Source organism: Solirubrobacter deserti (assembly GCF_027587175.1).
GTDB classification, from domain to species: Bacteria; Actinomycetota; Thermoleophilia; order Solirubrobacterales; family Solirubrobacteraceae; genus Solirubrobacter; species Solirubrobacter deserti.
Map to the genome: position 1 here is coordinate 33598 of NZ_JAPCID010000036.1, position 13876 is coordinate 47473.

Below are 13876 nucleotides of genomic sequence, written 5' to 3' on the forward strand. Positions count from 1 at the left end.
GATGGATGACCACCGGGCGACACGGCGGGGCCTAGCTTGTCGATTCGCACCCGCTTGAGCAACTCTTGACTTGACGAGCTCGCGGCCGCCGCGGGCTCGAACGTCCGTCCTAGGTCGGCACCGGGGCCGGGCTCGTCCGCCGCGGCGGGCGGGGCTGGCCGAGCAGGTTCAGAATCGGGCCCGTCGCGATCGTCGTCACGAGCGCGGTCACGACGAGGATCGAGTACAGCCGCGTGTCGAGCACGCCGAGCTCGAGCCCGATCCCGAGCAGCACGATATCGGTGATCCCGCGCGTGTTCATCAGCGCGCCCAGCCGCAGCGACTCGTTGGTCGAGAGTCCCATCCGGCGCGCGGGCAGCGCGGTGCCGGCGAACTTGCCGGCGAAGGCGAGCACGAGCGCGACCGCCAGCAGCAGCAGGTCGCCGGCGGCGAGGCCGTTGAGCTGAACCCCGGCGCCCGCCGTCAGGAAGAACGCGGGCATCAGCACCGCGAGCGCGAGCGGCTCCAGCCGGCCCGGCGTGCGCTCGTCACGCGGCGCCACCAGGCCGACCAGGAACCGCCCGATGACCAGGTGCAGGCCGATCTCGTCCGTCACCGCGCCCGCCGCCAGCGCGCCCGCGAGCAGCAACGGGAGGCGCAGCTCGGGGCCGGCGCGCCGCAGCAGCGCGCGGAATGCGACCAGCGCCGGAGCGAGCGCGACGAGCCCGGCGACCGCGATCCACACCTCGCCCTCGCCGATCAGGGCGGTGACGCCCGCCAGGCCGAGCCAGGCCGCCACGTCGTTGAGCGCCGCGCACGCGAGCGCGATCGCCCCCAGCGACGTGCCCCCCAGCCCGCGCTCCTTGATGATCCGGGCGAGCACCGGCATCGCGGTGACCGCGAGCGCCAGGCCGAGGAACAGCGCGAAGGCCGGGTCGTCAGGCCTCAGGACGAACCCGAAGCCCAGGCCCAGCGCCAGCGGGAGACTGACCGAGCCGGCGGCCACCGCGCCGATCAGCCGGCGCCTTGCGCGGAGCAGGCGCAGGTCGATCTCCAGGCCGACGAGCAGCATGAAGACCACGAGCCCGAGCTGCGCGACGGCGTCCAGGAAGCCCTCGGAGGCCTCGGGCAGCAGCCAGGCCGCGGCGTCGGGCGCGAGCGCCCCGAGCAGGCTCGGACCGAGCGCGATCCCGGCCACGACCTCCCCGATCACGCGTGGCTGGCGCAGCGCGGCGAACAGCAGCCCGCCGAGGTGCGCGCAGGCGATCACGAAGGCCAGCGACAGCAGGGGTCCGGCGTACGGCATCTGGACAGTACGGGCGTTGGCGCTCTGGCGGCGCACTTGTGGCTAGTGTTGGCGCATGGCTCGCAAGATCCGCGTGGTCGTGGCCAAGCCCGGTCTCGACGGCCACGATCGCGGCGCGAAGATCATCGCGCGCGCCCTCAGAGACGCCGGCATGGAGGTCATCTACACCGGCCTGCACCAGACGCCCGAGCAGATCGTCGAGACGGTCCTGCAGGAGGACGCCGACGCCGTCGGGCTCTCGATCCTGTCGGGCGCGCACATGACGCTCGTCCCGCGCGTTGTCGAGCTGCTGCGTGCGCAGGACGCCGGCGACGTCGTCGTCACCGTCGGCGGCACGATCCCGAACCAGGACATCCCGGAGCTCAAGGAGCTCGGCGTGGCGGAGGTCTTCACGCCCGGCGCGCCGACGCAGGCGATCATCGACTTCATCGAGGGAGCGGTCGGCGAGCGCACTTGAACTATACCGTCCAGACGGTACAGTAGATGGCATGAAGACCATCAAGCTCGCTGCTGCCACCTTCTCGAACATCGTCGGGTCCTTAGCCTTGATCGGGACCCATGAGTCCCGCTCCCGCCACTAGGAACCGCCTCCTTGACGCCGCCGCGACGGTCGTCCGTCGCGACGGCGCGCAGGCGCTGACCCTCGACGCGGTCGCCAAGGAGGCCGCGGTCTCCAAGGGCGGCCTGCTCTACCACTTCAAGTCCAAGAACGACCTCGTCGCCGCCATGGTCGAGCGTTGGCTGGCCGACTTCGGCCGCGAGATGGACGAGGCCGACGTCGCCTTCGTACGCGGTTACGTGAAGGCCAGCACACCCGACGAGCACGAGCTGGGCATGCTCGCCGCGCTCGTCGCCGATCCGTCGCTGCTCGTCGCGGTGCGCCGGCAGTACGGCATCTGGCAGGATCGCGTCGAGCGCGAGTCCCGCGATCCGGTGGACGGCACCGTGGCGCGGCTCGCCGCGGACGGGCTCTGGCTCGCCGAGCTCCTCGGCATGGGGCCGCCCGCGGGTGAGCTGCGCGACCGTGTGCTCGAACGTTTGTCGGAGCTCGCGGAACCTCTGGATTGACTCGTCAGTCAATGGGCTAGGATGGCCTCCGATAGTCCTAACTCCGAGGAGTCTGCACCGTGAAGATCTGCGTCCTGGTCAAGAGCGTGCCGGAGGCGGGGGTGACGAAGCGCATCAATCCCTCGACCGGGCGCCTGGAACGCGGAGGGGAGACGCGCGACAACCCCTTCGACACGCACGCCATCGAGGCGGCGATGCAGCTCAAGGAGGGCGGTGAGTTGCAGGTCGACGAGATCGTCGCCGTGACGATGGGGCCGGAAGCCGCCGCCAAGGCGCTGCGCAAGGCGGTCTCGCTCGGTGCGGACCGCTCCATCCACCTGTCCGACGAGGCGCTCGCGGGCTCCGACGTCAACGGCACGGGCTACGCGCTCGCCAGGGTGCTGGCCACCGAGTCCCCGGACCTGGTGCTGCTCGGCCAGCAGTCCGACGACGGCGAGTGCTACACGATCGGCGCCGTCGTGGCCGACCACCTGCAGATGCCTTCGCTCACGCAGGTGATCAAGATCGACGTCGAAGGCGGCGCGTTGCGCTGCGAGCGCCAGGCCGAGTACGGCTACGACACGGTCTCGATCCCGCTCCCGGCCGTGATCTCGGTCGGCGACGCGATCAACGAGCCGCGCTACCCGTCGCTGAAGGCGATCATGGGCGCCAAGAAGAAGCCGCTGGAGACCAAGTCCGCGGCGGACGCCGGCATCGAGGCCGATCGCGTCGGCTACGACCACGCTCGCGCGCACTGCGCGGAGTTCGCCGAGCCGCCGGCCAAGGCCGCCGGCCAGATCATCGAGGACGAGGACACGAGCGAGACGGTCGAGAAGATCGTCGCGTGGCTGGACGAGAGGAAGTTGCTGGCATGAGTGGGATCCTCGTTTACGCGCTGCACTACGAGGGCGCGTTCAACAAGAACTCGCTCGGCGCGGTCTCCGAGGGCGCGCGCCTGGCGTCCGAGCTCGGCACCGAGTGCCACGCGATCGTCGTCGGCGAGGGCGTCTCCGACGAGCTCGCCGCGTCACTGGGCGCGTACGGCGCCTCGAAGGTCTACCGCGTCGAAGGCCCCGAGGGCCTCGCGCAGCCGGTCGTGGACGCGATGGAGGCCGCCATCGCCGCCGGCGGCCATGGTTACGCGCTGTTCGGCGGCGGCCTGCTCGGCTTCGAGATCGGCGCCGGCCTGGCCGCGCGCCTGGACGCCGGCGTCTGCATGGAGGTCACCAACGTCCGCGTGGAGGGCGGCAAGCTCGTCGCCGAGCGTCCGATCCTGCAGGACTCGCAGATCTCGTCGGTCCACTACCGGTCCGACGTGGGCGTGATCATCGGCCGCCTGAACGCGTTCGAGATCAAGCAGACCGGCGGGACCGCCACGGTCGAGGATCTCAGCGTGGAGTTCAAGGCGCACAGCCTCCAGGCCAAGATGCTCCAGCGCGGCGAGCAGCGCGGCGCCGACGTCAACATCGAGGACGCGGACATCCTCGTCGCCGGCGGCCGCGGCCTTGGCAACGCGGAGAGCTTCCAGCTGCTCGAGGACCTCGCGGGCGCCCTCGGCGGCGCCGTCGCCGCGACGCGCGCGGTGGTCGACGCGGGCTGGTACTCCTACTCGGCCCAGATCGGCCAGACGGGCAAGACCGTCGCGCCGAAGCTGTACCTGGCAGCCGGCATCTCGGGCGCGATCCAGCACAAGGTCGGCATGCAGGGCTCGGAGAACATCGTCGCGATCAACAAGGACGCGAACGCCCCGATCTTCGAGTTCTCCGACCTCGGGGTCGTGGGCAAGCTCGAGCAGATCGTGCCCAAGCTGACCGAGGCCGTGAAGGCGAGGAAGGGCGCATAACCATGGCTGTCGCCCCCAGCGAGTTCCCGCCGCCGGTCGACTCGGCGGCGGAGTTCGTCGGTCCCCCGACCGATGACCCGGATGAGCGCATCGAGGTCGGCGTCGCGATCGTCGGCGGCGGTCAGGCGGGCATGGCGTGCGCCATCCGCCTGCTGCAGCTGCTGGCCGACGACGAGGAGCTGACCGAACGCCTCGGCGAGGTGCCGGTCGCGGTCATCGAGAAGGGCCGCGTCGCGGGGGCGCACCAGCTCTCCGGCGGTGTCATGAATCCGAGCGCGATCCGGGAGCTGCTGCCGGACGACGACTCGTGGCCGCACTGGGGCGAGGTCAAGCGCGAGACGGTGTACTTCATGCCGAACGGCAAGCGCGCGATCCCGCTCAAGCCGACGCCGCCACCGTTCCGCAACCACGGCAACTACGTCGTGTCCGTCGCCGAGCTCAACCGCTGGCTGGCCGAGAAGGCCGAGGAGCTGGGCGCCTACGTCCTCACCGAGACGAGCGGCCAGAAGCTGCTGGTCGAGGAGGGGAAGGTCGTCGGCGTCCGCACGGGCGACAAGGGGCGCGACAAGGGCGGCGGCGAGAAGGGCAACTTCGAGCCGGGCTCGGACGTGATGGCCCAAGCCACGGTGCTGGCCGAGGGCTGCTGGGGACACCTGACCGGCGCCGCGCAGAAGGTGCTCGACCTCGCGCCCAAGGACCCGCAGGTGTGGGCGCTGGGCGTCAAGGAGGTCTGGGAGGTCTCCCAGCCGTTCGAGAAGGTCGTGCACACGCTCGGCTGGCCGCTGCGCGCGGGCGCCAAGTGGAAGGAGTTCGGCGGCTCCTGGATCTACGGCATGAACCGCGAGGGCGAGGCGCCGAAGGTCTCGATCGGGTTCGTCACCGGGCTCGACTGGACCGACGCGCGCTTCTCCGTCCACGACGTGCTGCAGGAGTTCAAGCTCCACCCGCTGGTCAAGAAGATCCTCGGGGACGGCAAGCGCGTGGCCTGGGGCGCCAAGGCCATCCCCGAGGGCGGCTACTGGGCGATGCCCAAGCTGCACGCGCCGGGCATGGTCATCTGCGGCGACGCGGGCGGCCTGGTCAACGTGCCCAAGCTCAAGGGCATCCACTACGCGATCGAGTCCGGCCGGCTCGCCGCGGAGACGATCTACGCGCAGCTCAAGCACGGCTCGAGCAACTTCAGCGCCTACGAGGACGCGGTCTACAAGTCCCAGATGGGCCAGGAGCTCTACCAGTCGCGCAACATGAAGCAGCCCTTCGGCAAGGGCCTGGTCGTCGGCGGCGCGATCACCAACGCGATGGTCGTCACCAAGGGCCGCTTCCCGGGCGGGCACTGGGGCACCCACCGCGACGCAGCCTCCCCGCTGCGCTACTCGGGCCGCGAGGAGCGCTATCCCAAGCCGGACGGCAAGTACACGTTCGACAAGCTCAGCGGCGTCTTTCTCACCGGCAACGCCACGCGTGACGACGCGCCCTCGCACATCCGCATCCAGCAGCGCGTGCCCCGCGAGGTCGCGGACGCCTGGACCTACATGTGCCCAGCCGGCGTCTACGAGGTCCCGGACAACGCGCCGGAGCAGGGTCCCGTCGACCTGATCGTCAACCCCTCCAACTGCGTGCAGTGCGGCGCGATCACCGCCAAGGGCGGGCGCCTGACGCCGCCGGAGGGCGGCGACGGCCCGACCTACCAGATCACGTAGCTACCAACCGGGCGTCCCTGCTGGGCCCTTGAACGGGCCCACCAGGTCGCTGGTGATCCAGCCGCCGTAGAAGTCGCCCTCCTGCGGTTCGACGCGCTCGTCGTCGAGGTACGCCGCGTCCACCCGGCCCGGGTAGAAGGAGACGTAGTCGCGCAACGCCTCGTAGCCGGGTGACGGGTCGCGGTACGTCCACGCCACGGGCCGCTCGTCGGAGCGGGTGGCGGCGTAGAAGTAATGGGCGCGGCCCTTGAACTCGCACCACGTCGTGCGCTTGCGGCTGGGCACCAGCCAGCCCTCGACGACATCCTCGGGCGGGAGGTAGATCCCGGGCGGGTGGCTGGTCTCCAGCACGCGCAGCGCGCGCGTCGAATCCGCGATGACCTCGCCGTCGATCTCCACCCGCACGCGCTGCTCGCACGGCACCACGGCCGGCGGACGCGGGTAGTCCCAGACATTCTCCATCTCATTGGTGATACGGCGTTCGACGCGGCAGCGATGAGCGGACTCGGCAGGTGTCGTAGGCTTCGGCGATGACACGGCTCATCCGCGGTGGGCGCGTGGTCACGGCGACCGACGCGTTCGACGCCGACGTCCTGATCGACGGCGAGAGCATCGTCGCAGTCGGGACCGGCCTCTCCGGCGACGAGGAGATCGACGCCTCCGGCTGCCTCGTGCTGCCGGGCCTGGTGGACAACCACACGCACCTGTCGATGCCGTTCGGCGGCACCTGGAGCTGCGACGACTACACCACCGGCACGGCGGCGGCCGCCGCGGGCGGGACGACTTCGATCGTCGACTTCTGCATCCAGTACGTCGGCGGGTCGCTCAAGGACGCGCTCGCCGAGTGGCACGGGCGCGCGGACGGCGCGGCGCACATCGACTACGGCTTCCACGTCGCGATCACCGACGCGCGGCCGGAGGTCGTGGCCGAGATGGAGCAGTGCGTGGCCGACGGCGTCTCCTCCTTCAAGGTCTTCATGGCCTACAAGGGCGCGCTGATGGTCGACGACGAGCAGTTCATCGCCGTGCTCGAGCAGACGGGCAAGACCGGCGGGCTCGTGATGGTGCACTGCGAGAACGGCGACGCGGTCGTGCGCTACCAGAAGGAGGCGCTCGAGCGCGGGGACACGGACCCGAAGTTCCACGCCTCCACACGGCCGCCGGAGGTCGAGGGCGAGGCCACGTCGCGTGCGATCCGCCTGGCGGAGTGGACGGGCCGGCCGCTGTTCGTCGTGCACGTGACGTGCGAGGAGGCCGTCAAGGAGATCCAGGCGGCCCGCGACCGCGGCCTGCCGATCTTCGGCGAGACGTGCATCCAGTACCTGTACCTGACCGTCGAGGACCTCGACCGGCCGGGCTTCGAGGGTGCCAAGTACGTGTGCTCGCCGCCGCTGCGCGAGGCCTACAACCAGCACGTGCTCTACCAGGCACTGCGCCAGGGCGCGCTGCAGGGCATCAGTACCGACCACTGCCCGTTCAACTTCAAAGAGCAGAAGGAGCTCGGCCTCGGGGACTTCACGAAGATCCCGAACGGGCTGCCGGCGATCGAGCACCGGCTCACGCTGCTCTACGACCGCTCCGTGCGCGACGGGCACCTGTCGATCATCGACGTCGTGCGGCACGGCGCCTGGGGCCCCGCGCGGATCTTCGGGCTGGACAAGAAGGGCGCGCTGGCGCCGGGCTTCGACGCCGACGTCGTCGTCTTCGACCCCGAGGTCAAGCACACAATCTCCGCCGAGACGCACGTGATGAACGTCGACTACGACCCGTTCGAGGGCTGGGAGGTGCAGGGCAAGCCGCGCTTCGTCCTCTCCCGCGGCGAGACCGTCTACGAGGACGGCCGGATCGTCTCCGAGCCGGGCCGCGGCCGCTTCGTCAAGCGCTCGCTGTTCGAGCCCGCGCATGCTTGAGTTCGGCGTCACCGTCCTGCCCGACCCGCCGTACCAGCGGCTCGTCGACCTGGTGGTCAAGGCCGAGTCGCTCGGCTTCGACAGCGGCTGGACCTACGACTCCCCGATCCTGTGGCAGGAGCCGTATCCGCTGATCACACTGCTGGCGGACCGGACGTCCACGATGCGGATCGGCATGTGCGTGACCAACCCGGTCACGCGCGAGCCGGCCGTGACGGCGTCCGCCCACGCGACGCTGCAGGACATCAGCGGCGGGCGGATGGTGATGGGCATCGGCCGTGGCGACTCGGCCGTGCGCGTGATGGGCCGCAAGCCGACGCCGATCGCGATGTTCGAGGAGCGCCTGAAGATGATCAAGGCGTTCATGAACGGGCGGCCGGTGGATTGGGAGGGCACCGAGATCCAGCTCAAGTGGGCGCAGGACAAGCCGGAGATCCCGCTCTACGTCGCCGCGTACGGGCCGCGCGCGCTGGGCGTGGCGGGGCGCGTCGGCGACGGCGTGATCATTCAGCTCGCCGACCCGACGATCATCGAGTGGACGATGGCCACGGCGCGGCGCGCGGCCGAGGAGGCGGGACGCGACCCGTCCGAGCTGCGCTGCCTGGTGTGCGCGCCGTCAAAGGTCACCGACGACATCGCCCAGGCGCGCGAAGAGGTGCGCTGGTTCCCGGCGATGGTCGGCAACCACGTGGCGGACATCATCCGCGTGCACGGCGAGACGTCCGAGATCCCGCGTGAGCTGACGGATTACGTCAAGGAGCGCGACGCCTACGACTACAAGGACCATTCGCGCGTCGGCGCGGCGCACGGCTCGTTCGTCTCGGACGAGATCTGCGACCGCTTCACCGTGATCGGCTCGGCCGCGCAGGTCGTGGAACGGCTGCGCGGCCTGGAGGCGATCGGGGTCGACGAGTGGATCGTCTACCTGATGACCGAGGGCCAGGACGAGACGCTCGAGGCCTACGGCTCGGAGATCATCCCCGCGGTCAAGTCGTAGAGCCGCCCGTAGGCCTGGAGGGCGACGCGCAGGTCGTCCTCTCTGGTGTCCTCGGCCGGGTTGTGGCTGACGCCGTCGATGCTGCTGCTGAACACCATCACGGTGGGGTAGCGGCGCGCGACCTCGGCGGCGTCGTGCAGCGCGCCCGACGGCAGCCGCGGCGGGTCCTGGTCCCCCGTGATCTCGCCCACGGCCTGCGCGGCGAGGTCGACGAGGCGCCCGTCGAACGGGATCGGGTCGATCTGCCAGATCCGCTTCCACTCGGCAGTGACACCTTCTTCGGCAGCGATCTCCTCCGCGGCCTTCTGCACATCGGCCAGCATGTCCCGCAGCTGCTCGGGCGTGAACGCGCGCTGGTCGAGCGTCACCTCGCAGCGCTGGTTGATGATCGTCGGGATGCCGGGCTCGGCCGTGACCGTGCCGATCGTGGCCACGCCGCCGCGCTCGATGGCGCTCTCGCGCGCGGCGAGCCCGAAGCGCGCGGCGGCCAGGAACGCGTCGTGGCGCAGGTTCATCGGGGTGCTGCCGGCGTGGCTGGCCTTGCCGGTGAAGGTGATGCTGTGGCGTTCGACGCCGAAGCACCCGATCACCGCCGCGGCGGGCTTGCCGGACTCCTCGAGCCGCGGCCCCTGCTCGATGTGCAGCTCCAGGTAGGCGGCGATCTCCGGCAGCTCGGCTTCACCCATCGTGTCCAGGTCGATGCCGTTCTCGGCCAGCGCATCCGGGAGCGAAGTGCCCTGCGCGTCTTTGAGCCGGCGCACCTCGTCCGGCACCAGCGTCCCGGCGGCCGCCGACGACCCCAGCAGCGAGCGCCCGAAGCGCGCGCCCTCCTCGTCCGCCCAATCGACGAGCTTGAGCGTCACCTGCGGCGTCTCGCCCGTGTGCGCGCGCAGCACCTCGAGCGCCGCGCACACGCCCAGGCAGCCGTCCAACCAGCCGCCGTTGGGCACCGCGTCGATGTGCGAGCCGACCACGACGATCCGCTCGCTCTCGCCCGGCACCGTCGCCCACAGGTTCCCGGCGACGTCGCGCTTCACCGTGGCGTCGGTCTCGGCCAGCTTGCCCAGCAGCCACTCGCGCGCCGCGCGCCAGTCCTCGCTCCACGCGAGCCGCCGCGCCCCGTCGGGGCCGCCCGTCAGGTCCGCGAGTTCGCGCAGGTCACGGAGCGGACGCTCCCAGTCGTAGGAAGGCATGCGCGCAACTTACATCGGGTGCGTGGGTTCTTAGCGTCGCCATGATCCGCTGGAGGCGCATCACGGGGCTCGCTGCTGCCCTGTTCTGTCTGATCACGCCCGCCGCGCACGCCGCACCGCTGGGCAAGGCCGTGCTCGCGCAATGCGAGCCGGCGACGGGTGAGGCCGTCTTCGAAGGCCGCCAGACCGCGTACCGCGAGACCCGCATGCAGATGCGGTTCACGCTGCAGGTCGGGCAGGGGAAGGCCAGATTCCGCAAGGTCGCGGCCGACGGCTTCGACGAGTGGATCACCGTGCCGGCGGGCTTCGGCAAGTACACGTACGAGAAGACCGTCGAAGGGCTGCTGCCGGGCTCGAACTACCGGACCGTCGTGACCTTCCGCTGGAAGCACCCCAACGGCCGCACCGCCCGCACCGAGCGCTCGACCTCGGCTGTGTGCCGCGTACCCGAGTCGCGCCCGGACCTGGTGCTGCGGGACGTCGCCGACGACGCGGCGGGCTACGTCGCGCAGGTGATCAACCGCGGGCGCTCGGCGGCCGGCGCGTTCGACGTCTCGTTCATCGTCGGCGGGGTCCCGCTCGGCACGGCGCGCGTGGCCGGACTCGAGCCCGGCCAGTCGATCGACGTGTTCCTGCCGGGGCCGCCCTGCACGGACGGGGAGGCGCTGGAAGCGGTCGTGGATCCGGGCACCGAGGTGGACGAGTCCAACGAGGAGAACGACACGTTCACGGCGTCCTGCTGAGCTTGAACGCCCACCTACACTGGTAGGAACGATGAAGACCGAGATCCACCCCGAATACGCAGAGGCCACCGTGCGCTGCACCTGCGGGAACGAGTTCGTCACTCGCTCCACGAAGGGCGACATGCACGTGGAGATCTGCTCCAACTGCCATCCGTTCTACACCGGCAAGCAGAAGCTGGTCGACACGGGTGGACGCGTCGAGCGCTTCCAGCGCAAGCTGGCCCGCTCGGGCGCCAACCGTAAGAAGTAGGGACATTGAAGGCGGGGCATCCCCTCCGCCCCACCCCGATCATCCGACCTTCGGGGCGTGGCACGTCAAGCGTGCGCTCCGGGCTGCCGATCACCGACATGTGAGCGAGAGCCCGGAGCAGCGCGATGCCCCGGTGGGCGGCCAGGCCGTCCTCGAGGGCGTGATGATGCGCGGCGTCTCCACCTGGGCCGTCGCCATCCGGCACCGTGACGGCCACGTCGCCGTCGAGGCGCACCCGGTCAGCTCGTGGGTCACGCGCAGCCCCGTGTTGCGGTTCCCGGTGATCCGCGGCGTCGTCGCGCTTGCGCAGTCGATGGCGATCGGGGCGAAGGCGCTGCGCGGCAGCATCGACGCGCAGGAAACCGAGCCGATTCCGGCCCGCACGTGGGCGTTCGCGCTCGTCGCCGGCCTCGCGCTGGCCATCGGCCTGTTCTTCGCGCTGCCGGTCCTGCTGACCAGCCTGATCGAGGGCTGGCTGGGGTCGGCGTGGCTGTTCTGGCTCGTCGAGGGCGGCGTGCGCAACGCGATCTTCCTCACTTACCTCGCGCTGCTCGCGCGCCAGCCGCACCTGCGCCGGCTGTTCCAGTACCACGGCGCCGAACACAAGACGATCGCGGCCTACGAGGCCGGGCTGCCGCTGACGGTGGCGAACGCGCAGCGCTTCAGCCGCCTGCACCCACGCTGCGGCACGAGCTTCCTGCTGGTGGTGATGGTCGTCGCCATCTTCGTGTTCGCGCCCGTCGGGCTGCCGGCGTGGTGGATCCTGCTGCTGACGCGCATCGTCGGCGTGCCGCTGGTGGCCGGCATCTCGTTCGAGCTGATCAAGTTCGCGGGCCGGCACCGCCACTCGCCGTGGGTGCGGCCGATCATCTGGCCGGGCATGCAGCTGCAGAAGCTCACGACCCGTGAGCCGGAGGACGAGCAGGTCGTCGTGGCCGTCGCGGCGCTCGAGGCGGTCCTGGCGGTGGAGGACCCGCGCGCGGCCTCCCGCGAGGCGCGGATCGGGGTCGAGGTCGCGGCCTAGACTTATCCCTTGTGATCGAGTCCCTCGTCGAGCAGATCGAAGCGCGCTTCACCGAGGCCGAGGCGCAGATGGGCGATCCGGACGTGATCTCCGATCGCGAGCGTTTCGCCGAGGTCGGCCGCAGCTACAACCGGCTCGCGCCCGCCGCCAAGCTGGCCGAGCAGTGGCGCCTGGCCCAGTCCGACGCCGAGGGCGCGAAGGAGCTGCTGGAAGAGGGCGGCGAGGACGCCGACCTGCGGGCCGAGCTCGAGGATGCGCGGGCGCGCATCGAACGACTCGAGGAGGAGATCCGGCTCGCGATGGTCGAGCGGGACCCCAACGACGACAAGAACGTCATCGTCGAGATCCGTGGCGGCGCGGGTGGCGACGAGGCCGCGATCTGGGCCGGCGACCTGTACCGCATGTACCAGCGCTACTCGGAGCGCCTCGGCTTCAAGTCCGAGACGATGAGCGCGGACGAGGGCGCGTACACGTTCGAGGTCAAGGGGGACGCGGCCTACTCGATCTTCAAGTTCGAAGGCGGGACGCACCGCGTGCAGCGCGTGCCCGAGACCGAGTCGCAGGGCCGCATCCACACGTCGACGGCGACCGTCGCGGTGCTGCCCGAGGTCGAGGACGTCGAGGTCGAGATCAACCAGAACGACCTGCAGATCGACGTCTACCGGTCCAGTGGCCCGGGCGGCCAGTCGGTCAACACGACGGACTCGGCGGTGCGCATCACGCACAAGCCGTCCGGGATCGTGATCTCGATGCAGGACGAGAAGTCCCAGCTGCAGAACCGCGAGCGGGCGATGAAGCTCCTGCGCGCGAAGCTCTACGAGGCCGAGCTGCAAAAGCAGCAGGACGCGCTGTCGGCCGAGCGCAAGTCGCAGGTCGGCACGGGCGACCGCGCGGAGAAGATCCGCACCTACAACTATCCGCAGCGCCGCATCACCGACCACCGCATCGGGCTCACCGTCCACAACCTCGAGGCCGTGCTCGGCGGCGAGATGGACGAGATCAGCGCCGCGCTGCAGGACGCCGAGAAGCGCCGGCGGCTCGAAGAGCAAGCGGTTGGCTAGGGCGGCGACGTCCGTCCGTGACGCGCTCGACTCGGCCCTGATCCCGCTCACCGCGGCCGGGTGCGAGAACCCGCGCCTGGACGCGGAGGTCCTGCTCGCCGCCGCGATGGGGGTCGACCGTCCGTGGCTGATCGTCAACTCGCGCGAGGGCGTCCCCGGGCCCGCCGCGCGCGTGTTCATGGACTTCGTGCGCCGGCGCCGCGAGCGCGAACCGGTGGCCTACATCACGGGCATCAAGGGCTTCCGCCACATCGACCTCGCCGTCGACCGACGCGTGCTGATCCCACGGCCGGAGACCGAGTTCGTGGTCGAGGCGGCGCTGAAGCTCCCGCAGGGCGCGCGCGTGATCGACGTGGGCACGGGCTCGGGCGCCATCGCGCTCGCCCTCAAGCACGAGCGGCCGGACCTCGACGTGGTCGCCACCGACGTGTCCGCCGACGCGCTCGACGTCGCACGCCACAACGCGCTCCGGCTCGGCCTGCGGGTGGGGTTCGTCCAGACGGACCTGTGGGGCGACCTCGAGGCCGACGCGATCGTCTCCAACCCGCCCTACGTCGAGGCGGGCGAGCGGCTGATGCCGGACGTCGCCCTCTTCGAGCCGCATGGCGCGCTGTTCGCGGGCGCGGACGGGCTGGACGTGATCCGCCGCCTCGTGAGCGCACCGGTGCGCTTCCTCGCGCTCGAGCACGGCCAGGGCCAAGCCGACCCGATCGAGGCGCTCCTCCGCGGCGCCGGCTTCACCACCGTGGACCGCATCCGCGACCTCGCCGGCATCGAGCGCGTCACCGTGGCGCACCGCTGAAGCGGGACCTCAGCGCACCCC

Annotated in this window: 15 protein-coding genes; 12 read left to right on the top strand and 3 right to left on the bottom strand. The window is 70.7% G+C overall.

Translation table 11 applies throughout. The features are described from left to right. Positions 1–109: 109 nt before the first annotated feature. Positions 110–1285 carry a cation:proton antiporter gene (locus OJ962_RS22160; protein WP_238932235.1) on the bottom strand — a complete coding sequence of 392 codons (1176 nt, stop codon included), beginning with the start codon at positions 1283–1285 and terminating at the stop codon, positions 110–112. Between the two features lie 55 nt (positions 1286–1340). Here OJ962_RS22160 and OJ962_RS22165 point away from each other — a divergent pair, with 55 nt between their 5' ends. The 5 genes from OJ962_RS22165 (at position 1341) to OJ962_RS22185 (ending at position 5875) form a co-directional block, all read left to right on the top strand. Beyond that, on the top strand, positions 1341–1742 hold the full coding sequence (locus tag OJ962_RS22165; protein ID WP_202956827.1) for a cobalamin B12-binding domain-containing protein: 402 nt from the start codon (positions 1341–1343) through the stop codon (positions 1740–1742). A gap of 101 nt (positions 1743–1843) precedes the next feature. Further along, positions 1844–2353, top strand: a complete 510-nt coding sequence (locus OJ962_RS22170; protein ID WP_202956828.1) for a TetR/AcrR family transcriptional regulator — start codon at positions 1844–1846, stop codon at positions 2351–2353. A gap of 59 nt (positions 2354–2412) precedes the next feature. Next, entirely contained in the window at positions 2413–3207 is a 795-nt protein-coding gene (locus tag OJ962_RS22175; RefSeq protein WP_202956829.1) for an electron transfer flavoprotein subunit beta/FixA family protein, read from the top strand. Further along, positions 3204–4175 (top strand): electron transfer flavoprotein subunit alpha/FixB family protein, encoded by a 972-nt coding sequence (locus tag OJ962_RS22180; protein ID WP_202956830.1) that lies wholly within the window; start codon positions 3204–3206, stop codon positions 4173–4175. Before OJ962_RS22175 ends, OJ962_RS22180 begins: the two co-directional genes overlap by 4 nt. A gap of 2 nt (positions 4176–4177) precedes the next feature. After that, complete coding sequence (locus OJ962_RS22185) at positions 4178–5875, top strand: electron transfer flavoprotein-ubiquinone oxidoreductase (protein WP_202956831.1); 1698 nt, start codon at positions 4178–4180, stop codon at positions 5873–5875. Here the strand turns inward: OJ962_RS22185 and OJ962_RS22190 are convergent, their stop codons facing one another. Beyond that, entirely contained in the window at positions 5876–6337 is a 462-nt protein-coding gene (locus OJ962_RS22190; RefSeq protein WP_202956832.1) for a DUF427 domain-containing protein, read from the bottom strand. Between the two features lie 68 nt (positions 6338–6405). Here OJ962_RS22190 and hydA point away from each other — a divergent pair, with 68 nt between their 5' ends. Further along, complete coding sequence (gene hydA / locus OJ962_RS22195) at positions 6406–7785, top strand: dihydropyrimidinase (protein ID WP_202956833.1); 1380 nt, start codon at positions 6406–6408, stop codon at positions 7783–7785. Further along, positions 7778–8782 (top strand): TIGR03842 family LLM class F420-dependent oxidoreductase, encoded by a 1005-nt coding sequence (locus OJ962_RS22200; RefSeq protein WP_202956834.1) that lies wholly within the window; start codon positions 7778–7780, stop codon positions 8780–8782. The genes hydA and OJ962_RS22200 overlap by 8 nt, the downstream gene beginning before the upstream one ends. Here the strand turns inward: OJ962_RS22200 and OJ962_RS22205 are convergent. Further along, positions 8746–9975, bottom strand: a complete 1230-nt coding sequence (locus OJ962_RS22205) for a Zn-dependent hydrolase (protein ID WP_202956835.1) — start codon at positions 9973–9975, stop codon at positions 8746–8748. The genes OJ962_RS22200 and OJ962_RS22205 overlap by 37 nt on opposite strands. 41 nt (positions 9976–10016) lie before the next feature. Between OJ962_RS22205 and OJ962_RS22210 the strand changes: the two genes are divergently transcribed. The 5 genes from OJ962_RS22210 (at position 10017) to prmC (ending at position 13855) form a co-directional block, all read left to right on the top strand. Beyond that, positions 10017–10718 carry a CARDB domain-containing protein gene (locus OJ962_RS22210; protein ID WP_202956836.1) on the top strand — a complete coding sequence of 234 codons (702 nt, stop codon included), beginning with the start codon at positions 10017–10019 and terminating at the stop codon, positions 10716–10718. A 31-nt stretch (positions 10719–10749) separates the two neighbouring features. Then, entirely contained in the window at positions 10750–10968 is a 219-nt protein-coding gene (gene rpmE / locus OJ962_RS22215; RefSeq protein ID WP_202956837.1) for a 50S ribosomal protein L31, read from the top strand. 100 nt (positions 10969–11068) lie between these two features. Next, entirely contained in the window at positions 11069–11992 is a 924-nt protein-coding gene (locus OJ962_RS22220; RefSeq protein WP_202956838.1) for a DUF1385 domain-containing protein, read from the top strand. Between the two features lie 11 nt (positions 11993–12003). Then, positions 12004–13053, top strand: coding sequence for a peptide chain release factor 1 (prfA, locus tag OJ962_RS22225; protein ID WP_270006607.1), 1050 nt, complete (start codon positions 12004–12006; stop codon positions 13051–13053). After that, positions 13046–13855: a peptide chain release factor N(5)-glutamine methyltransferase gene (gene prmC / locus OJ962_RS22230; RefSeq protein WP_202956839.1), complete on the top strand. Its 810-nt coding sequence runs from the start codon at positions 13046–13048 to the stop codon at positions 13853–13855. Before prfA ends, prmC begins: the two co-directional genes overlap by 8 nt. Positions 13856–13876 lie beyond the last annotated feature (21 nt).